General features: G+C 53.0%; 18 protein-coding genes. 14 read left to right on the forward strand and 4 right to left on the reverse strand.

All coding sequences use genetic code 11. The annotated features are described in order from the left end of the window. Positions 1 to 40: 40 nt before the first annotated feature. The 14 genes from Q674_RS22060 (at position 41) to Q674_RS40650 (ending at position 15,172) form a co-directional block, all read left to right on the forward strand. Positions 41 to 373 (forward strand): hypothetical protein, encoded by a 333-nt coding sequence (locus Q674_RS22060; RefSeq protein WP_152526045.1) that lies wholly within the window; start codon positions 41 to 43, stop codon positions 371 to 373. Then, entirely contained in the window at positions 373 to 3,051 is a 2,679-nt protein-coding gene (locus Q674_RS22065) for a hypothetical protein (RefSeq protein WP_152526046.1), read from the forward strand. Before Q674_RS22060 ends, Q674_RS22065 begins: the two co-directional genes overlap by 1 nt. Further along, entirely contained in the window at positions 3,023 to 3,700 is a 678-nt protein-coding gene (locus Q674_RS22070) for a hypothetical protein (RefSeq protein ID WP_023007731.1), read from the forward strand. The genes Q674_RS22065 and Q674_RS22070 overlap by 29 nt, the downstream gene beginning before the upstream one ends. Further along, positions 3,700 to 5,136 carry a hypothetical protein gene (locus tag Q674_RS22075; RefSeq protein WP_023007732.1) on the forward strand — a complete coding sequence of 479 codons (1,437 nt, stop codon included), beginning with the start codon at positions 3,700 to 3,702 and terminating at the stop codon, positions 5,134 to 5,136. Before Q674_RS22070 ends, Q674_RS22075 begins: the two co-directional genes overlap by 1 nt. Further along, entirely contained in the window at positions 5,133 to 5,729 is a 597-nt protein-coding gene (locus Q674_RS22080; protein WP_023007733.1) for a hypothetical protein, read from the forward strand. The genes Q674_RS22075 and Q674_RS22080 overlap by 4 nt, the downstream gene beginning before the upstream one ends. Further along, positions 5,726 to 6,625 carry a hypothetical protein gene (locus Q674_RS22085; protein ID WP_023007734.1) on the forward strand — a complete coding sequence of 300 codons (900 nt, stop codon included), beginning with the start codon at positions 5,726 to 5,728 and terminating at the stop codon, positions 6,623 to 6,625. The genes Q674_RS22080 and Q674_RS22085 overlap by 4 nt, the downstream gene beginning before the upstream one ends. A gap of 563 nt (positions 6,626 to 7,188) precedes the next feature. After that, positions 7,189 to 7,671 carry a hypothetical protein gene (locus Q674_RS41200; protein ID WP_161629362.1) on the forward strand — a complete coding sequence of 161 codons (483 nt, stop codon included), beginning with the start codon at positions 7,189 to 7,191 and terminating at the stop codon, positions 7,669 to 7,671. A gap of 117 nt (positions 7,672 to 7,788) precedes the next feature. Continuing rightward, positions 7,789 to 8,301, forward strand: coding sequence for a TrfB-related DNA-binding protein (locus Q674_RS22095; RefSeq protein ID WP_023007736.1), 513 nt, complete (start codon positions 7,789 to 7,791; stop codon positions 8,299 to 8,301). Then, on the forward strand, positions 8,301 to 8,891 hold the full coding sequence (locus Q674_RS22100; RefSeq protein ID WP_023007737.1) for an outer membrane protein: 591 nt from the start codon (positions 8,301 to 8,303) through the stop codon (positions 8,889 to 8,891). Before Q674_RS22095 ends, Q674_RS22100 begins: the two co-directional genes overlap by 1 nt. Before the next feature lie 27 nt (positions 8,892 to 8,918). Continuing rightward, complete coding sequence (locus Q674_RS22105; protein WP_023007738.1) at positions 8,919 to 11,240, forward strand: Ig-like domain-containing protein; 2,322 nt, start codon at positions 8,919 to 8,921, stop codon at positions 11,238 to 11,240. A 49-nt stretch (positions 11,241 to 11,289) separates the two neighbouring features. Continuing rightward, positions 11,290 to 13,296, forward strand: a complete 2,007-nt coding sequence (locus tag Q674_RS22110; RefSeq protein ID WP_023007739.1) for an Ig-like domain-containing protein — start codon at positions 11,290 to 11,292, stop codon at positions 13,294 to 13,296. Between the two features lie 17 nt (positions 13,297 to 13,313). After that, positions 13,314 to 13,649 carry a hypothetical protein gene (locus Q674_RS22115; RefSeq protein ID WP_023007740.1) on the forward strand — a complete coding sequence of 112 codons (336 nt, stop codon included), beginning with the start codon at positions 13,314 to 13,316 and terminating at the stop codon, positions 13,647 to 13,649. An 81-nt stretch (positions 13,650 to 13,730) separates the two neighbouring features. Continuing rightward, positions 13,731 to 14,054 carry a HigA family addiction module antitoxin gene (locus Q674_RS22120; protein ID WP_023007741.1) on the forward strand — a complete coding sequence of 108 codons (324 nt, stop codon included), beginning with the start codon at positions 13,731 to 13,733 and terminating at the stop codon, positions 14,052 to 14,054. A 380-nt stretch (positions 14,055 to 14,434) separates the two neighbouring features. After that, complete coding sequence (locus Q674_RS40650; protein ID WP_023007742.1) at positions 14,435 to 15,172, forward strand: hypothetical protein; 738 nt, start codon at positions 14,435 to 14,437, stop codon at positions 15,170 to 15,172. Between the two features lie 656 nt (positions 15,173 to 15,828). Here Q674_RS40650 and Q674_RS22125 read toward each other — a convergent pair. From Q674_RS22125 to Q674_RS41550, 4 genes are all read right to left on the reverse strand, one after another. Further along, entirely contained in the window at positions 15,829 to 16,383 is a 555-nt protein-coding gene (locus Q674_RS22125) for a hypothetical protein (protein ID WP_023007743.1), read from the reverse strand. Beyond that, a complete protein-coding gene (locus Q674_RS0120495) occupies positions 16,383 to 17,081 on the reverse strand; it encodes a tyrosine-type recombinase/integrase (protein WP_161629363.1) in 699 nt (232 codons plus the stop codon). Before Q674_RS0120495 ends, Q674_RS22125 begins: the two co-directional genes overlap by 1 nt. 207 nt (positions 17,082 to 17,288) lie before the next feature. Beyond that, the gene (locus Q674_RS22130) at positions 17,289 to 18,158 is read right to left on the reverse strand and encodes a hypothetical protein (RefSeq protein WP_023007745.1); all 870 of its coding nucleotides are present in this window, start codon (positions 18,156 to 18,158) and stop codon (positions 17,289 to 17,291) included. Further along, positions 18,159 to 18,281 (reverse strand): hypothetical protein, encoded by a 123-nt coding sequence (locus Q674_RS41550; protein WP_023007746.1) that lies wholly within the window; start codon positions 18,279 to 18,281, stop codon positions 18,159 to 18,161. Between the last annotated feature and the right edge of the window lie 621 nt (positions 18,282 to 18,902).

An 18,902-nucleotide genomic window follows, 5' to 3' on the forward strand; every position in this document is an offset into this window, starting at 1 on the left:
CTAAAAAGGAGTAGTTGTTATGAGCAGAAGGATCAACAGTTTGACCATTAAGATTTTTGTCTGGCTGGCACTTGGTATCTACAGCGTTTTCCACTGGCGTACAGCCAGTGCGCTGAACGTCAAGAAGCCCGCCATTATGGAGGGAGGCGCGGATACGTCCCAGATTGATCAGGCCGGAACGACCACTATCGAGTTTGTTTTGTATCTGGTTTACATCTTGGGCACGGTCTCCCTGGTGATCGGGCTGTTGTTGTGCTTGCCCATCATCGGAAAACCTCAGCTGGGTAGAGAGACCATGAAGGGCTCCATCATCGTTCTCTTGCTGGCTGGCTGTATCCATATCATCTACGGATTCCTTGGGTCTCTGTTCTGATGATTAAGGCTTACAACAAACGGATTGAGCCTAGGCGTGTTGCGGGATTACCGGAGCCGGTTTTCTACGCAGCCCCTATGGTTCTGGCCATGATCGTCATGGTGATTGTTGTGCCTCCCCTCGTCATCAAAGTGGCGTTCTCCGCTGCTGCCATCGCAACGCTCTTTCTCATTGTCGATGTGTTCCGGTGGTATGACGATTGGCTAATAAGGGATGCGGTTATGAAAGGACGAGAAAAGAAAAGGCTGCCCAGCTGGGGAGCCTCAAATAAAAAGACTTACCTGGATGGTTTTACCTGGCTTACGAAAATGGGAGACCACGGCCTCGTTCACAGGGGGTCTTGTGTGTCCGTGGCCATCGAATGGGCGGGCGTTCAGGATCGTCACTGGAGTGATGCGGAGCGGGTAGGGGAGCATCGGCGGCGGGTGGCCCTACTCCGTTCCCTGAGTGAAGAGCAAGGGCTGGTAATCGAAAATCATCTGATTCGGGTGCGGGACGACCGTCTGATCGATGCCTATGTGCGCCGAGGGGCGCAGATGCACGAAGGTAAGGAAATCCCGCCGATTGTGGCTGACATTCGGCACCAGCTGGCCGAAACCTACCGCCCTCTTGCCAGATCCAATCGGGTTATGACGGTGCTTTCTCTGGCTCTTCCTGAGCGCTCCTTTCTTAAAAACCTGTTCAGTCTGAAACGAGTACGGGACGCAAAAAATGCGCAGGAGCTCTATGCCTCCCTTGAGGATCTTTTCTCGCGCATTGCCCCGGATTTTCCGGGCGCACGATTGCTAACCGCAGACGAATATCAGGAGCGGATTCAGGAGGTTCGGAGCCCGTATGCGCCGCGGGTTGAGCCTGAATGGCGCTTCCCGTTGGCTGACCAGATTGTGACCGAAAAGCCGCAAATTGAAGACGGCTGCGTGGTGCTGGACGGGCTCTATCACTACAGTTGCGTGATCCAGGGATACCCTGATATGGGGCTCACCTGGACACTCGGCTTTGTGGAGGCCCCGACCGATCTGCATGTTTCTCAGATCATTATGCCCAAGCATGTTGATCAGGCGGTCGATAAAGGGAAGAAAGATGCGGACTATGAAGCCGCTATCATGGACCAGAAACGGGGCGCAGATAAGGCTGTTGCAAAAAGCGTTGAAGCCAGAGCTTATCGCCAGCACGTTGTAAACAATAACCTGCCGGTTGCAGATAACGCCTATATCGTCACATTCAGCGGCCCGTCTTCCTCTGCTGTTAAAGATCAGTTCTCCCGGTTCAAAACGGCCATCCATCGAGACAATGGATTGGTTCGACATAATGATGACCTGCAGCTTGAGTTGTTTGATGTTCGGCTCCCTGGCCTTGGACGAAACACCACGTTTGCCCGTGAGGATCACGGTGATGTGCTGGCTGCCATGATGCCGGTGACCACCTTTCCGGCCGGTGAGACTGAAGCCCCTGAAAGCCTGCGTATTTCAATGTCTGGTCAATTGGTGGGTTTCGCACCGAGCAAGGTTGAGGTCGGCCACGAAATGGTGGTGGCGCAAACCGGGGGCGGCAAGGACACCCAGTTCGGTGTTCGTTTCTTGGAAACCTACCCGGTGATCCGATACGACATTGTTGAAATGGGGAACAGCTATCAGGGCGCGGTTGAAGCGGTTGGTGGTTCTTATTGTCGGGCACGGGAGCAGGTTATTAACCCGTTGGCGGGGTATGCAGAATTCCAGAGTGCCCGAGATATGGTTGGTGGCAATCATCTGGAGACTGATTTCATTCGCTCCCAGGCGGATATGCTTCAGCCCGTTTTTAAAGGCATGAAGGGTCCAATCTATACCCGTCCTGAACAGGCGTGTGTGGAGAAAGCTCTACGCCAACTCTACGAAAATCCGGGAGAGGGTGAGGCACCGACCCTGCCAATGGTCATGGAAGCGCTTGGCGAGATTCAGGCCACAACGGATGGGCAGGTTGAAGCGAAAAAGGTTCTGCAAGGCGAGCTGCGCGAGTTTCTGGAAACCGAAACCGGACGGGCGTTCACCGCGCAGGATCAATTCACTATTTCCCCAATTGCCAATGCTATCGACTTTGGCGGCTTCAGCGGTGAGCTGTTGGAATACTACATGACGTTCATAGTGGTTCGTCTGGCCACTAACGCCATGAGTCGCGGCGTCCGGTCACAAATTGTCCTGAACGAATACAAAATGCTGCTTCAAAACGCGGCTGATCCGATTCGTTGGATTACCCTCACCATTGACCGTATGGGCCGTAAGGAGTGGGTTGGCCTTACCCGTATCACTCAGGGCGTCGATGAGGTCCGATCCGTGGACCCTGAAGCCCTGTCTAGCATTCCCAACCAAACGCTGTTGAGCCGATCAGATGGCCATGCCGAGATTGGTCAGCTGCTCGATATGCCGGTGTCTATCGTTGATGCCTGGCGTCGTTTCCGAAAGCCGGACGAAATGAATAAGCGTGGGTACCGGGAGGGGTTGGTGCTTGAAGGAACCTGGCACCACCTGTTCCTGAAGTTTCCCCAGCTTGCCCTGGATCTCATGAATACCCGAGGCGAGGACAAGCAATATCGGGAGCAGGCATACCGGGAGACCAAGGACCCCTACGAGCGGATCAGACTTTTCAAGCAGTACAAAAAGGAAGGACTACCTAATGAAAAACAAACGGAACCTCTTGTTTAGTGCCCTGATAGCCGGTTGTCTGACGCCGTATTCCACAGGGGCGGCGGCCTTCTCTCCACAAGACACCAAAGTGCTGACACAGATCTACGCCCAGATTAAACAGCAGGTGGACTTGCTGAAAGATGAGTTGGAGGAAATCAAATTCGTCAGCGATGAGCTTTACGAGGCGCGGAACTACCTGCAGGCCGTCCGCGAGGAATACGAATTTGCGACCCGGTTTGACCCACAGGGAGAGTTGAATTCGATCCTCCGATGGTCTGACAACCTCACCAACCTGAACGACATTGACGATACGAGCTGGCAGCAAAAATGGCACTTGCTCAGCGGTGAAATCGACAAGCGTTTCGAGCGATCGGCGATGGAGCCCGAAGAGAAAGAAATCGGGCGCAATGCGTCTTACCACGACCTGAACGAGATTCAGAAGACCCGCTACCTGGAAGACTTTTACCGTGACCAGGCTCTAGGAAACCGAAACGAGACCACCAAGGACATGCAGAGGCGAACTGCATCCTCTGCTTCCATGATGACCTCCCTGATGCTGGAAGAGCGAGCGGAACGACTGGAAGAGCGGGCCGCCGAGCGGAGCAAGCTGATCCGACAGGTTGAATGGGATGGAGAGTTTTTGCGTTACCTGGAAGGGGGTCACTGATGGATGATTTTGGTGATAACAACTGGCTAACAGGGCTCCTGATTCACGCCCTAGATCCAGTGGTCATCTATGAAAACATGACCTACTTTTCCGGGACGCTGGCGCTGGCTCCGTGGCTGATCGTGGTTTTTCTCGCGGTTCGTGTCTTCCAGGAAACAACGGATTTGGTCAGCGGGAAGGCTGCCCTTGCTAAAGCGCTGGGCGACGTCAACAAACTGGTGATGCTTTTCCTCGCGTATCTTTCGGGCGGGTTCATCATCTTTGTTTTCCTGTTTGCCTTGGGGGATCTGGCCAAGTCATTTGGTTCAGAGCAGCTGGTGCATTCGTTGATGCTTGAGCTGCGCACGGTACTGACCGCTGACGCCGACGCTAACAAAGACTGGATTCAGAACGTCCTGGAGGTGGTGGCCGATGTAACGAACCTCCCGATGGCTGGCGCTGTATGGGTGATCTATCAACTTGTCAGCGTTGCTTACATTGCGATCAGTCGCCTGATCGATGTGCTGTTTGCGATTGGGGTTGTCCTGACTTACGCATGGGGCTTCATTGCCATTCCGACGCTGATGCTCAAAGACTCCTACAATCTCACGCCGGGGTTTGCGAAGACCATTCTAGCGCTTGGGATCTGGTTGATTCTGGAGCCTATTCTGGTGTTTACGGTCTGGTTGTTGATGATCGGCGGCGCTGAATTTCTGGCTCGTTACTACGGCGGGACCGCCATTGGCACTCTGTCCGTCATGATGTGGTACATCTTTGCTGTTGTCGCTATGACAATGGTGTTGCTGATGAAGATCATTGCACCCTTCTTGGCGCTCTACTTGAGCAGAAACGACGCCATGATTGGTGCCTTGGGCGCAGCGCCTGCGGCCTTCGGAGCAATCGTTGCCAACCAGGTTGTGAGCCTCATGAAGGAAAACGCTGTCAGCCGTGCCGCTGGTGATATGACCCCGACTGCCGGTGGCGACCGGACCCGTGACCAATTCGCCGGTGCTTTGAATGCACCAATCAGTGAGTTGTTTAGCGGTAAGGATGCCAACAACCTTGGAGGCACTGTTCCTGGTACGCCTCCGATCCCAGATGGCTCCCCAGGCGCGGGCGATCCGAGCAGCCCAAGCGGGAGCGCCACAGTAGAAACTGAAGGCTCCCCAGCGGGTGATCCGAACCATTCAGGCTCAGGTGAAGCGCAAACGCCGGGCGAGGGCGGTAACAACGATTCCAGCAGTGATACCGCGTCTGACTCTCAAAACAACACCACTTCTGGTGCGGATATTAGCTCGGCGCCGGCGGAACCGGCCCCGACCAGCAATCCGACCGGAGAGACCATCGAGGGCGAGGCTGTCCGTAATGATCTCAGTGGTGCTGACACCACCTCAGACACTGGCAGCTCAGCTGGGGAAGGTGATAGTGGATCTCGCACCAACGGAGGTGGCTCATGACCGCAGACGTGCAGCCCTTTCGACGCCCAAAGCCAGGAGCATTTGCCAAGCGCCAGATGTTCCGGGACTGGATTCTCTATGGCGTCATCGCTTTGTTACTGCTCTCTGTGTTCGGGCTAATGGCTTTGGCCGTTAGCCTGAAGCAACAGGCTGAGGATGACACCATCTATCGATCACAGGCTGAAATGGTCAATGGCGGTAAACGGTTTATCGATGCTTTTTACAGCCTGAATGCAGCCACCATCGAGCATGACCAGTTCAAAGCCATTTCCATGATGGCCACGCGAGAGCTTCAAGATGAGCGTTTGGACTATCTGACGCGGACGGATCTGGTCAGGAAGGTGCGATCTAGTGGGATAGCGTCGGTGATCCGGTGGGACCATTCCAAAACCAAAGTGATCAAGAGGGAGGGCCGGGTGTACACGATTGAATACAGCGCGCGGCTTGTTCTCAACCAAAAGAATGCCCACCCGCTGAACATAGTCCTGGAGCTGGTGCCGGTAGAAAAAAGTGACGATAACACGGATGGGGTTGGGGTGCTGTCATGGGTTGATGTGGCAGGCACACCGTTCGCAGAAGGAGTAACTGAATGACATTTCCAAATCGCTTTATTGCTGGTGTTCTGATGGGAACTGCGGTTTCTGCCCAAGCGGCGATCCCACCCGACGAGCTTGTAATGCCCTGTGAGCGGCACGTACAGGTAGAAGATATTACCCGCCTGGTAGTGCCTATGGTCCCATTTCGCGGGGTTAACTTGATCTTCCCCTTTGAGTTGAATGATTCCACCACCTCCTATGCAATCAGCTCCAACCTGGTGTGGGACTTCAAAGAAGCGAACGGTAGCCGCATGGTGCCGGTTTACTTCAGCAGCTTTGAAGGTCAATGGGGTGAGCTTACGGATCTGACCATTGCTGCCGAAAATCACATTTTTTCGATCACGCTGAAGGCAGACAAAGACATTCGCAACCACTGCACCAATATCGTTTTCGACTTCAGTGAAGAACAGCTGAAGGCCATCCAGGAAGGGGAGAAAAAAGAGCATCTGGCGAGGCTGGATGAAGAGTTTGAAAAGCGCTTGAAACAACTGGATGACGACGCAGCGGAGAAGGCTTTGGAGCTTGTTGGTGCTCTCGCAAAAGGTAGCCCCTCAGTGTCTGGTATCCATGAGTACAACGGCCTGACACTCTCAAATGGCGATGAGATTGAACTATACGTTGAGGAAATCCAGGGATGGGGTGAGTTTTCAGTTATCAAGGCTGAAATCACCAATGATAGCGAGGTTTCACCGCTGTACATTCGCAAGGTACAGGTGGGGCTTGGTGGTGGTGATCAGCGCAAGCAGCCAATCTCGGGTCATGCCGACATGGAGGCAAAAATCAAGGAAGACGCTGAAGGGGAGTTGACGTTTACTACCACAGAGAATGTGCCTGAGACGGGCGGCTATATGGAGATTGAAACCGACCGGGGAACCGTGGAGGTCGTATGGTGAGGGGAGTTGCATTAACGCTGCTGGTCCTGAGTTATCCGGCTTTAGGTGAATCCTTATCCTACAAGGAATACCAGCAAAGGCTTGGAGCTGGGCAGGAGCGATTGGATTACAGTAAACAGCTAATCGGGCATGACCAGATCCACACCCTGGTACCGGAGACCAGAACGGGTAATCAACCGGAGGCCCGCCCCGAGAATGCTCCAAGCCCAACCGTAGGCGACGGTGTAGAGACTCAAAGTGGTAGCCAAGGAGAACAGGCTAGCCAGACTCAGACGCGACCTGGAGGGCAAGAGGGCGATAGGGAAGAAAGAACGCGCTCACGGCGGGAAAGGGACAGAGTAGAGACCGAATCTCGCCCAGCTGCTGATAACGTCCGCCCGCCGAGACCGGTTGCGACAGCTCCGAAAGCTCGACCGGAGCCCGCGCCAGCCAGCCCATATGAGTACGTGTCGCCATCCCTAAGAGCCGGGACCGGAGCTGGCACTAGGAATCAGGTCAGGGTAGTCAGGCCGGACTCGAACGGCAGGATCTTGTTTGGTATTCCCATTGGCGCTGAAATTCCGGTGTCCTTGGATCAAGCCGCTTCAAACGTTCAGCCGGGGCTGATTGTTTTGAAGGTGGAGAAAACCATTCCTGGTCGAAAACAGGATCTTCCACAGGGTTCCCAGCTTTTCGCCCGATCCTCTGCCGTTATTGGGTCAGAGCGACTGTACTTGAATGTCAGCCAGGGCATTGCCCCGGATGGAACAGAATTTACCTTGAGGGGCGTCATCCTGGACCGTTACAGCGAACCGGGCCTAGCGGCCCGTGTCGTCAGCGACGGCAAGACATTGGCTCGGGCTTCATCTGAAGGACTGAACACCTTTGGCCAGCAATTGCTTGAGGTAGCTCCAGGCGAGGGTGCAGCCGCTGCAGCAGCTCAAGCTGGGGCTGGGGCAGTGTTGAGCGAACAGGCTCAGGAGGACAGAGCAACCAATGGTCGACCGGCCTATGTTGTGGTGGCCGATCCGCAACCTGGCGTGGTGCAAGTCGAAGCCACGTTTTAAGGGCTCTTATTTCGTTGTCGAAGGGTGTACACATGGGTGTACCTGTGCCTATAATGGAGTTGTAGGTGCAGTGCGCCTTTCTACATCTGACAGCGTGATAACATGGAGCCGTTTTAAATGGACATGGAATTTGAAGCATTGGCTAAACAACTATCCCCCGACCGATTTGATTATCTGGCTGGCCTCAACAACTTCGACCCGAAGCTGACAGCTTCTGCCCGCCGTGTGCTGGTAGATGGTGAGTCCGTCCGGGTGGTCGCGGAAGAGGCGGGAATGGCCGAGACAACCTTGCGATTCAATCTCAGGAAACTGGTAGGCACCCTGCGTGAATCTGTGCGTCTTTCTGACGAACATTTTGACCTGGCTGTGGCTCAGATGCCCCGGATGGCAAAGCACAACATTGAGTTCGCACGAAGAATTCTGGTTGACGGTGAATCCCCGAAGACGGTGGCCGATGAGGGCGGCGTATCGCCCGTAACACTGAAAAAGGTGGTCCAAAGAATCCGCAATGTGGCTATCCCGGTCGGCTGGAGAACCATCACGGTTACCCTGCCAGACACGGTAGCTGATGGCGTTGAACAGATGGAGGTGGAAGCCTACAGAAACCACTTGGAAAACAAGGAGAAGTGATGAAAAGGAAAATGATCGCTGGCGCTATGCTGGCAAGCATCGTAGTACCTCAAGCAAGTGCGGATCTTTGGGACATTGATACCAGCGCCGGCGTGTCGCCCGCTGTGATGATCTATGAATCCAAAGAGCCGGAAGGCACAACCCCGACCGAGACGGCCGTATATCCCCTTACGCTGACTGCAACGTTCGACATTAACCGGATCAACCGTGTTATGGCTGATTTCCGCTATGTCGACATTGAGTTTGATGCAGGTGATGACGGAGTAGGTGCGACGGTTGAGGGCTACCAACTTTCAACGATTCTGCAACACCAGTTCCGGCTCTCCCGGAATTTCCGGCCATGGCTTGGCGTAGGTGTTGTATCCACTGTTTTTGAATCAACAGACCGCTATCGCACGGACGGTGATGGCTTCCTCCTGGAGCGGTACGACGACCGGGACGATACCACGCTTTCCGGGGTAGCAAACGCAGCGCTGGAATGGGAACTCTCGCGTGACTGGATTCTGGCAACAGAGGCGCGTTACGAGTTGCCGTTTGGCGATGGACTGCAGGGCTACGGTGTTTCTGCCGGTGTCCGTTACAAGTTTTAAGTAGTTAAGGGAACAAAGGAGAAAAGGATGAACAAGACTAAATTGGTGTCTGTGCTGGCTTTAACGGCTGCCCTATCCGCTTGCGGTGGCGGCGGGAGTGGCGGTGGTGGCGTTCCAGAGTCGCGCCCGTCCGGTTCTGTATCCGGGACCGCTTTCGATGGTTTGATTCTGAACGGTGACGTTAAGGTTTATGCCTGGAACGGACAAAAAGGCGAACTGTTGGGGCAGGGCAAAACAGATAGTGTTGGTGAATACTCAATACAGTTGGATCGGGTACCCGGACAGCCTATTCTGGTTGAGGTAACCAATGGCCGATACCAAGAGGAGGCCAGCGGGAAAAGTGTGGCTCTTCGGCCTGGAGATTTTCTTTACGCCCTGAAGAACTACGAGCAAGGCGATTCGATCACGACCTCTCTCACGTACTATACCACTCTGGCCACAGGGCTTGCTGAGCACATGGTGAGGACGGGAGTTGATGCTAATCAGGCGATTGCCCGAGCTAATAGTACGGTTAGCGAAATGATTGGCCTGGATATTCGCAATGTAACACCCCTAGAAATTGTGGATAAGTTGAATGCTACGCCCGCTTTGACAGATGCGCACCTTTACGGGTTTGCTACTGCTAGCATTTCTCAGTTGACCGCATGGATCTCCGAACAGAATGGAGATAATGTTCATAAGGAATACAATTCAATCAAGTTCGCGGCTGCAGCCTACCAGGACATAAGCGCTGATGGTCTTTTGGACGGAAAGGACAAAGGGCGGATCATTGCCCAGGGAACTGTTCGACTAACCCCAGAGATTTACCGCGGGCAAATTGCGCGAAACATGTTGGTGATGGCCAACTCCAGCGTAAACGTGACCGGGCTGTCGCCGCTCGATATTCTCCCGATGGCCCAACATTACAACCAGTCAAATGCGGCGATGTTTGCGGGTGCAGAGATCCAGCCTTTGGATGGCACTGCGCCGAACATTAATAATCTCAGCCACTCCGATGGAGAAGTGATTGCAGGGACCGTTACACTTTCCGCAAGTGTCACTGATACTGTTGGGCTGGACGAGGTTTCCCTATTCATCGATGGCACCCTTCATGAGTACTTGGGCTCTGAGTCCTCTCCGGTGTTTACGGTTGATACTTCTACGCTCAATGATGGTGTTCACACGTTTGAGATTTACACAAAGAACATCACAGGCGGGGAAGCAACTGAAACCCTGGAGTTGGTTGTTTCAAATGCTGGAACTGCGATTTCTCATGTTGTGCCTGAAGACCAAAGCATCCTCACTGGCGTTCAGACATTCTCTGCGAAAGTGACAGATCCGATTGGCATTGAGTCGGTCAGTTTCATTTTAGATGGGGCTATCTATCCCCTCGCACCTGGTGAAACTCCATCCAAGGAATTTAACCTCTCGAACATGCTGGAAGGTGAACACGAGTTGGTTGTGTCCGTTGTGAACTCCGTTGGTCACAAAACAGACTCAACTATCTCTTTTACCGTAGATAACACCCAGCCTGTCGCCAGCTGGAACCTCGAAAACACGACCGTGATGAGTGAAACCGAAGCCTTTGAGGCAACCATCACTGACAATGAAGAGGTGATCGCTGCCGAGCTGTATATCGATGGCGTTTTGCTCGATGTTTTCACTGATTTCCCGATTAGTCGGGCTCTGAATACCAGGGACTTCACCGAGGGCGAGAAAACGATTGTTCTTGAGGCGTGGGACGAAGCCGGAAACCGGACGACATTGCAGCGCAAGGTGTTGTTCGATAGCACCCCTCCAACACTTTCCATAAACAGCCCAGCGGCAGGTACAAGCTATTCAGGTGACATTCCTGTTCAGATCAACGCATACGACGCCGTGGGCATTGAAAGCTTGCAGGTGCTTATCAATGGTTCGCTGTTCCGAAATCTGACCGTAGATCAAAACGGGAATGCATCAACGACGATTCCCGCTGCAAGCTATGAAAATGGCACTCACAGTGTAACGGTTAAAGCTACCGACAAGGCTGGTTATTCTGTGCAGCGTTCCTCGGCGGTGGGCTTTTATGCACAACCACCAAAGCTGGAGATTACTCACTTTGTCAATCGGTTCATTGGGAACAGATACAGCCGTACTGAGCTTGAGTTCGAGGTTGCCAATGAAGGCCCCGGTGGCCGGTACGAGCTTCACAGAATGGAGCGGAACGGGCGTAACGTGACCCAGTACTACAACACCAATTTCAATAGTGGTGGCACCTATTCATCAAGTAGTGAGTGTGAAAACGTTGCTACAAATGAGTTCAAGTTTTGGGTCAAGGATTCAAATGGCTTAGTAAGTGCGCCCCTAACGGTAAGAATGACTTGCCCTTAATTGAACAGGGAATCCCCTCCCGATAAGGGAGGGGAATAAGGAAGGGAACATGAAGCGAGTAACAGCGGTTTCTTTAACAATGATCTCTGCTTTTGTCGCAGGATGCGGAGGGGGGGGTGGCGGTTCTGGATCGTCACCATCCGAAACGCCAGGTACAGTTCAAGGACAAGCGTTTGCCGGTAACTTTGACGATGCTCAAGTGTATGTTTATGAGTGGTCAGGAGCGAAAGGAGCGCTTCTAGCCGAAGGCGTTGCCAAGACTGATGGATCGTTCTCTGTGTCACTTGAGAACACCCCTTCTCAACCTGTGTTAGTGGAAGTTAAGGGTGCCTTCCGGGATTTTTCAACACAGAACCTGATCACCCTGGAAGATGGGGAGCGCTTCAGCGCCCTTCTGAATTACCAGGGCGGATCTACCAATCAGATTTCTGTCACCCCGTATACCACTATTGCGCAGGGGCTTTCAGAGCATAAGGTGTCTGTTGGGGCTGAGCCTGAACGAGCAATCAATGAGGCTGTGAGTGCAATATCCGCTTGGGTCGGCTTCAATGTTGGTCACCCAGAGGTGTTCGATCTTACAAGCGGAGTTCCTGTTTCAAACGGGTTGGCCAATACCCATAAAGCCGGGATGGTCTCGGCGGCTTGGTCTCAGATGGCTAGCTGGGCCTACAAAGGGCAAGCTGAGAAAAGCTTGTGGGATCTGACAGAGGCAGCTGCCTCAGATATTCGATTTGATGGCCTCCTCGATGGCCGAGCAGAAAGCGGGCCGGTTTCTTTTGGCGGGTATCCCGCATCGGAAGCGACGTACCGGCGAGGGCTGGCTACGAATGTTTTGGTGGCCGCTGAACGGGACCAAAATTTGAGCGGCCTTGTGGCCGGTGATGTATTTGGGTTGGCTTCTGCCATTAACCAGTCTCAAAGCCCCGTGTTTCCGGGGGCTGCTGTAGAGCCTTTGTCCTCGCAAGCCCCGACAATTACAAATGTGACTCTCAGAGACGGGAGCCCGGCCTCTGGATCGATTACGTTCTCTGCAGCTGTCGTTGATGTTGATGGTGTGGCTGATGTTTCCTTGTATGTAAACGGGGTTCTGGATCAGTTCGCAGGAAACTCAGACTCTCCAGAGTTCCAGATTGAGACAACTGCCTATCCCAATGGAACATTGCCCATTCAGATTAGAGCCCGGAATTTCCAGGGGCAGACCTCGGTTTGGGATGCTGCTATTGAGGTTTCCAACGAATTGCCCGTTATTACCTGGGAGACCCCCCCGAATAATGCTTGGGTGTCAGGGGTGGTGACGTTCAGCGCGACCGCGTCCGTGCCCGGCGGCATCCAATCTGCCCGTTTCCTTGTTGACGGCGGGATTCCGTATTACCCCGAAAGCCTGGCCAACCTTGAGGTTGCTATCGACACCGATCAGCTCCCTGGCACTGAACACAGTATTACCCTCAAGGTTTTAAGTCAGACAGGCGTTGAGGCGGATGAGTCGATAAATTTCCGGGTCGACAAGATAGACCCCGTGCTTTCCTGGAATCTTGAAAACCGAACCTTTTTAACGGGTGAGTTCAATGTTTCAGGCCAAGCAACGGATAACGTTGGTGTGAAGGCAGTCAGGCTTTATGTTGATGGGATGCTCGTGAACACCTATGGCTCAGGTGATTTTCAGCACTCCATCGATACCACAGCATTTCCTGATGGTGACTATGTTGTAGCTGTGGAAATTGAGGACGTTGCCGGGAACGTTAAAACCTTCTCTCGTTCTTTGTTGTTCGATAATACACCTCCTAGTGTGAGACTCGCTAATCCTTGGGAAGGTGATGTTATAACCACAAGTTTCAATATTGTTGCATTTATTGAAGATGCTGGAGGCATAGAAGATTCTGTCATATACCTCGTCGATGGCACGGAATACTCAACGGATGCTCCGGCGCCGAGAGTTAGTACCGTTCTAAACGTTAATAACTACAGTAACCACGCCACGCATACCATTACGGTTTCAGTTACGGACAGGGCTGGTTTCACGACGACTGAAAGCGTTTCCGTTTATTTCGATTATTGAAGAATGGGGAGTTTTGTATGAGCGATAAATTTATCACCACCTGGTTCTACGCTAGCCATGAGAAGGATAAGAAGGTGGTGTCCAGGGGCTTTTTTGGGATGAGAAAGGAGATCCAGGAAGAGATTTCTCCCCGAGCGGCGAACCTGGACGAGTTCGCGGACCTGCTCAAGCGGGTGTATACCGATTTTGATCAGAATGGCTATGACGTAATTAATGTACTTCCATTGAACATGGCGGCATCTGACCAAACGCACGGGCGAAACACTAACGGTAACAAGGTGTTTCTCGGCGAGGTCGGGTTTTCCATTACCAAGGGTGCCATGGTCGTTGGCAAGAAAAGAGAAAACCCGTGACCGGACGGTGAGTTAGTCAGTCTTGCGTAGTTATAACTCCTAGTATAAAGTGCGAACAAGCCCATTTGCGGAGAACGCAAAATGACCACTTCTGAAGTAGTACCAGAACATCCTGGAAAGACGCTCTTCAGAACCCTGATTGAGCCTCAGAAGATCAATCGTAAGCAGCTGAGGGAAAGGATGGGGTTAAGTGTTATGGGACTCTATAACGTGTTTTACGGCAAAACTCGGATCTCCTCAGAGATGGCCTGGAAGTTTGAGGTCATCCTGGGCGTTTCCGCTGAGCAGCTGCTGGAGCAGCAAGCGGAGTGGGATCTGTGGAAAGCTAAAGAGGCTTTGAAAGAGTGTTCCACTTGGACCGGGAGGCCAATGCTGACGTCCCATCAACTGGATCTGGCTATGTAGAAAAGAAAAACCCCCAGTTGGCGCTGGGGGTTTTTGGAAGAAGGCATCAAGTTGGCGCTTGATGCGAAGATTAAGAAAAGCAGTACTAGATCGAGCAGATCAAAACCTGTTGCAAAAGCAGAGCTAGAAAAAGCAGGACTACACTTGCAAAAGCAGGGCTAAACTTTTCTCAATAACGAGTCAAGTTTAGCGTTGCCTTTGCTCATGATCAACTGTTGTCAAAAAAAAGAGCAAAGGACTAATGCGTATACAGCACCAAAATCCGGCTCTCGTGTCAGACGAGAGGCCGGGAATTGCATAGAAATTCCGTTTTCCGGGTCAACACAGGTGGCAACTTCTGCGGGCACTACCCAGAAGCTCCCCGGCTGTTTCCAGTTCGAATGCAGGAGCGCGGACGCGGCGGTATTCCCGGCGTGTTGTCTGCTCTTTATGACCGGCTGGAGCAGTATTACCACCGGCCAAGCACCATACCCTCCCTGAATTGGGCGAACGGTAGCCGAAAGCAAATGAGTTCGGCCCGCCGCGAAGCTTGCATCAGCCTTCTCCGGGTAATTGTGGAAGTGACCGATCTTTCCTCCCTGCGAGTGGGGCAGCCCACCTCAGAAGGTTTTATCAACTATACCGTATCCTACCTGGCCGACCGGGCGGGAATATCCCTGCATCGAGCGCGGCGGGCTTTCAGGGATCTACGCCGTTCCGGGCTCATATCGGTCTCTCAGGCGCGCCGCCTGAATGACCAGGGTGAATACCGAGGATTACCGGCAGTGAAGCAGGTGAACCCGCTGCTGTTCGCTATTTTTGGTCTTGGGCAACGCCTGAGGTATGAGCGGAAGAAGGCTAGCCAACGGTTGAAGAAAAAAGCAGCGAAGTGGAAGCGGAGCCTTGGAGACGTAGCCCGCTTTAAACTGTTTGCGGGTGGCCAGCTGGAAGAGCCAACCCCTTCCCAACACGCCCAACGGAAACGACACAGACTCCCTGAACGCGCTCAGGTGTCCTTAGAGCGACGACGACAGATCATGCTGTTAGCGGCAAGGCTGCAGCAGGAAAACCCCACCTGGACAGCGAGAGAGTGTAACGAGGAAGCTCAAAGGCTAAGCCTCAAGGAGCTACTTGCCTGATCTGTCCAGCTCGTTCATAAAATGAACAATCACTTCCCAGTTTCCTGATCTTTACCTGCAAAAATCCTGTAACAGTCTGCCTGAAGGCTAGAGCCAGCCATGTTGTTTCTTTTTTCTTAGAAGTTAAGTGCTTGTTAGTAATTTTTTAAGTGCTGCCCATTAATCAGCTCGTTAAAGAGATCAGTACCTGACTGATAAAATGATCCCCGACTTCCTGGCTTCGCCAGGCGGGGTCCCCTCCCAGCCTGCCAGGTCAGAGTTACCACAAACCTTTAATGGATAGTCCTTTGGGCAATAGGGAAAGAAACGAGGTTTCCCGGCCGGGAGGTTCCACGGTTTTGACGGTACTCGGAAAGTGTAGGGGAAACAGCTGTCCCGATTAGGGCATTGGATGCCCTGGGTCGGAAAATGTAGGGGATACCCCTAAGCCGTGATTCTCTGTGGTTTACTGTGGGTTCTTGTGTATGACAGAGGAAACTCTTATACTGGGTCCGTGGTTTGCGATAGTCGATGTCCCATTACTAGGGTGGGTAGCAACCATGGCACCAGATATTCGTATCTGGTTTCCACCATAGGTGGTTATAACCAAGACGCTCGACAGTGATACCTATACAGCCTGAACCCTGCTTATGCAGGGTTTTTGCTTTTCTGGGGGGTCAAAGTCCTTTGGACTTGGCAAACCTCGACAGGATCTCCCGGAATTTCTGGCCACCATGGCGGCGTATATCTGCGGGCCGGTTGGTTCGCCAGTGAACGCTCCGCACGAATAACGACAAAGGCGGGGTCCGGCCTTTTCGGTGCTCCAGTCTCATGCACAGATACCACCCATCATGGGCGGCCACTTGGCTGGGCTGTTCCTGCCGATACAAAATCTCTTTACTCCCGCCCTCCAGGCATCGTTTCAGCGCCAGCTCATCGATGACGGTCCGCACATTCTGGCAAAAGGTCCAGCGATCCACGCAGAAAACCCGCTCATCTACCGTTCCGTTCCGGTGCTGCTGGGTGTCGATAATGTGATGCTCAGCCTCGCCCTTCCGAGTCCGCGAATAGCAGTGATTCGAAAACCTAACCAGGACCTCAACCGAAAACGGTTCTGCATCCTTACGGGGCTTGATCTCATAGGTTGTAGTGAATGGTTTGAAGACACCAAGATCATAGGTGGTGCCGCTGTCCGGGTCTGTCCAGGCGGATTTATCGTGGTTGAAAGGCATCAGAATGTCATATATCGCATCAGGTGGTTGGTTTCAGTGGCCAGTACCCGGGTGTAAATCTCCGTTTGCTGTAGATCCGCGTGGCCGAGCCAATCCCGCAGGACCGTCAAAGGCTGACCGTGCAGGATAGCATTACAGGCAAAGGAGTGGCGCAAGGTGTGAGGGTGAACCTCGATGGCGGTGGCCGCTTTGGCGGCCAGCTGCGTGACGCGCTTGTAGCCCCATTGACGAGTGAACGGAAACAACCGATCCGTGGCCTTGAGCCCCTGTCCCTCAATGTAACGCTTCAGTTCAAGGATGAAACGTTCATCGGTGATGGGTACCCAGCGTTTGCGTAACACCTGGCGTTTTGCCAGGCGGGGGCGGCCTCGTTTCTTGAGTTGATCCAGGAGAACGCCGGACGACCACTGATCCTGTAGCACCAGGTGTTCAGGTGTGATGGCCAGCGCCTCAGAGATCCGTGCGCCGGTGTGCCAGAGCAACGAGGCCAGCAGGTGGTCTCGGGGATGCGTGGCCGCGTCCAGGAGACGGTGCACTTCCGGTAGAAGCAGATACGGCGGTAGTTCTGGATACAGTTGAAGGGTCAGCGGTCGGCGTTCAACCAGGTACGGCCAATTGATTTCAATACGGCCGGAAAACAGCTCGGCGGGATGAGCCGGAGTTTGCGGGCCAGGTGTCGGTAAATAGGGTGAGGTCATGGGTTGGCTCCGTGCATGGAAATTCCCGGTCAGCTGCAGGCTGGTGTTGTCTTTTAGCAAAGTAAAGGACAACAGTATGCCGGACAAGATGCCCGGTACCGAGCCCATTTATCCAGACGAAATCAGCGCTATTCCAAGGTTAAAAGCAGGTGTTGTCAAAATATAGGGTTTTGACAACGATTGAAAAGAATAGTTGTACGTCTTAAATCAATCAGTGAAATCCTGGCTGGCTTGGTGGCTTGCGGTCAGTCTCGCGTAATCTTCCAGGGTGTTGATGCGTTCATTGTACTTTCTCCCTTTGAGTCCTTTAATCAGGTACACATTGGGCGTGCCCGCCAGTGCCTTGGCGGGCATCGGCAACCCAAACGCTTCCAGGGTGCTTTCGTTGCTCACTCTAAGGACGCTGATAAGGTCGTGATTGATCAACACATCGAGAGCCTGTCGTACTTCCTGGCTACCAAGACCTGTGCGTTCTTCGATCCTGTCGTATGCAATCAACGCGACATTCGTGTGGCGCTGACAGACCGAAAGCAAAAGTAGATAAAGCACCAGTCCGTTCATGGCGGCCTTCCCTCGGCTGGGGTACTCGGAGAGCATAATGGGGTTGTTACTAGAGAACCGACGAAGGCCAAACAAATGGCCTTTGGGTAACTTGACGTGCCCTTTCCATTCGTCCGCCCGCTCTCGGTCCAAGCCCTTTATCCGGTAAACCAGAGGCTTGTAGCCAAGCCGTTCGAGTGCGTCCGTAGCCTCCAGTAGTTTCAGCCCTTCGCAAACCAACGCCCTGGATAGCTTCAGGTACAACTGAATTTCCTCATAGGTGGTTCGCAAGCAGTGCTTGCCCACATTGCGTTCCTGTTTCTTGTCGTCAGCCATGGCCACCAGGGCAATGTAGATCTTTAGAGCCGCAATAACACCGCCGGTTGTTGGTCGCCACGATAGTCCTGTGGGGTTGAGGAACGGGTGGTGCTTGGTGGCTCTGGCTAAGGACCAGGGGGAGTGTCCTGTTAGACCCAACCAGTAGCGAGGAATCGGAGAGAAGCGGTCTTCTCTCAAGCTGGTGCTTTGGTCGCTCATTTAATTCTGTCTCCAGATCACCGCTAACGCGACCATGGTGATTGCGACAACGGCCAGATTCTCCGTAGGCATAGCGGTGGCGGCAGTGAAAAAGTTGTTTAGCCAGTGCGGTGTATTGGTCATGGTGCAGGCTCCTGTTGATCTACCATGCGAACAATTTGAACAGGACCCTGTGATGATCTCTAAAATACTGATTAGAGGATATAAATCATTAAAATATTAAAAACAGTGAGTTAAGTGTTTTTCTATAGTTCATGAAAAGCACTCATTTGTTGAAATTTATCCCCGAAAGTCCTGGTGAAGGGCGGTCTCGGCAACTGGATCAGCCACAGGTGAGAGATCCGGCCGCGCTTCCAGAGTTTCCGCGTGTGCCTCGTTCTCCCATCTTATGTGACAATTGCTGAACCAACGATTCTGACTTTCACTTTTTGCGCCTGAAGGGGCGCAGCCCCTCACCCACGAAAGCACATACACACCCCCGCTATTACAAGACCCACCCCGCAAGCGATCAGAAGGCCGGAGCCTCCGAAAGCTGCCGCGCTAAGTCCTGCGCTGACTAATGCCACCCCGGTTCTCCGGGGACCTATTTCGCGTATTTCCATTGTTGTACCTCTCTTCATTTGTTGTTGGTTCTATTCATAAGACACCTTCCCATGCCCTTATTTATAACTCTGAGTTCGGCCTTTGGACGGTGGCTTTAATATTTATACGAGAAGGGACTTTTAGACGGAAACCGGCAAAAAA

It is taken from the genome of Marinobacter sp. EVN1, assembly GCF_000475375.1.
In the GTDB taxonomy this organism is placed as follows: domain Bacteria; phylum Pseudomonadota; class Gammaproteobacteria; order Pseudomonadales; family Oleiphilaceae; genus Marinobacter; species Marinobacter nauticus.

Excerpts from the sequence above, each read along its gene's own strand:
- Q674_RS22065 (WP_152526046.1), top strand. The coding sequence starts at position 373 with ATGATTAAGGCTTACAACAAACGGATTGAGCCTAGGCGTGTTGCGGGA.
- Q674_RS22070 (WP_023007731.1), top strand. The coding sequence starts at position 3,023 with ATGAAAAACAAACGGAACCTCTTGTTTAGTGCCCTGATAGCCGGTTGT.
- Q674_RS22075 (WP_023007732.1), top strand. The coding sequence starts at position 3,700 with ATGGATGATTTTGGTGATAACAACTGGCTAACAGGGCTCCTGATTCAC.
- Q674_RS22080 (WP_023007733.1), top strand. The coding sequence starts at position 5,133 with ATGACCGCAGACGTGCAGCCCTTTCGACGCCCAAAGCCAGGAGCATTT.
- Q674_RS22085 (WP_023007734.1), top strand. The coding sequence starts at position 5,726 with ATGACATTTCCAAATCGCTTTATTGCTGGTGTTCTGATGGGAACTGCG.
- Q674_RS22095 (WP_023007736.1), top strand. The coding sequence starts at position 7,789 with ATGGACATGGAATTTGAAGCATTGGCTAAACAACTATCCCCCGACCGA.
- Q674_RS22100 (WP_023007737.1), top strand. The coding sequence starts at position 8,301 with ATGAAAAGGAAAATGATCGCTGGCGCTATGCTGGCAAGCATCGTAGTA.
- Q674_RS22105 (WP_023007738.1), top strand. The coding sequence starts at position 8,919 with ATGAACAAGACTAAATTGGTGTCTGTGCTGGCTTTAACGGCTGCCCTA.
- Q674_RS22110 (WP_023007739.1), top strand. The coding sequence starts at position 11,290 with ATGAAGCGAGTAACAGCGGTTTCTTTAACAATGATCTCTGCTTTTGTC.
- Q674_RS22115 (WP_023007740.1), top strand. The coding sequence starts at position 13,314 with ATGAGCGATAAATTTATCACCACCTGGTTCTACGCTAGCCATGAGAAG.
- Q674_RS22120 (WP_023007741.1), top strand. The coding sequence starts at position 13,731 with ATGACCACTTCTGAAGTAGTACCAGAACATCCTGGAAAGACGCTCTTC.
- Q674_RS40650 (WP_023007742.1), top strand. The coding sequence starts at position 14,435 with ATGCAGGAGCGCGGACGCGGCGGTATTCCCGGCGTGTTGTCTGCTCTT.
- Q674_RS22125 (WP_023007743.1), bottom strand. The coding sequence starts at position 16,383 with ATGCCTTTCAACCACGATAAATCCGCCTGGACAGACCCGGACAGCGGC.
- Q674_RS0120495 (WP_161629363.1), bottom strand. The coding sequence starts at position 17,081 with ATGACCTCACCCTATTTACCGACACCTGGCCCGCAAACTCCGGCTCAT.
- Q674_RS22130 (WP_023007745.1), bottom strand. The coding sequence starts at position 18,158 with ATGAGCGACCAAAGCACCAGCTTGAGAGAAGACCGCTTCTCTCCGATT.
- Q674_RS41550 (WP_023007746.1), bottom strand. The coding sequence starts at position 18,281 with ATGACCAATACACCGCACTGGCTAAACAACTTTTTCACTGCCGCCACC.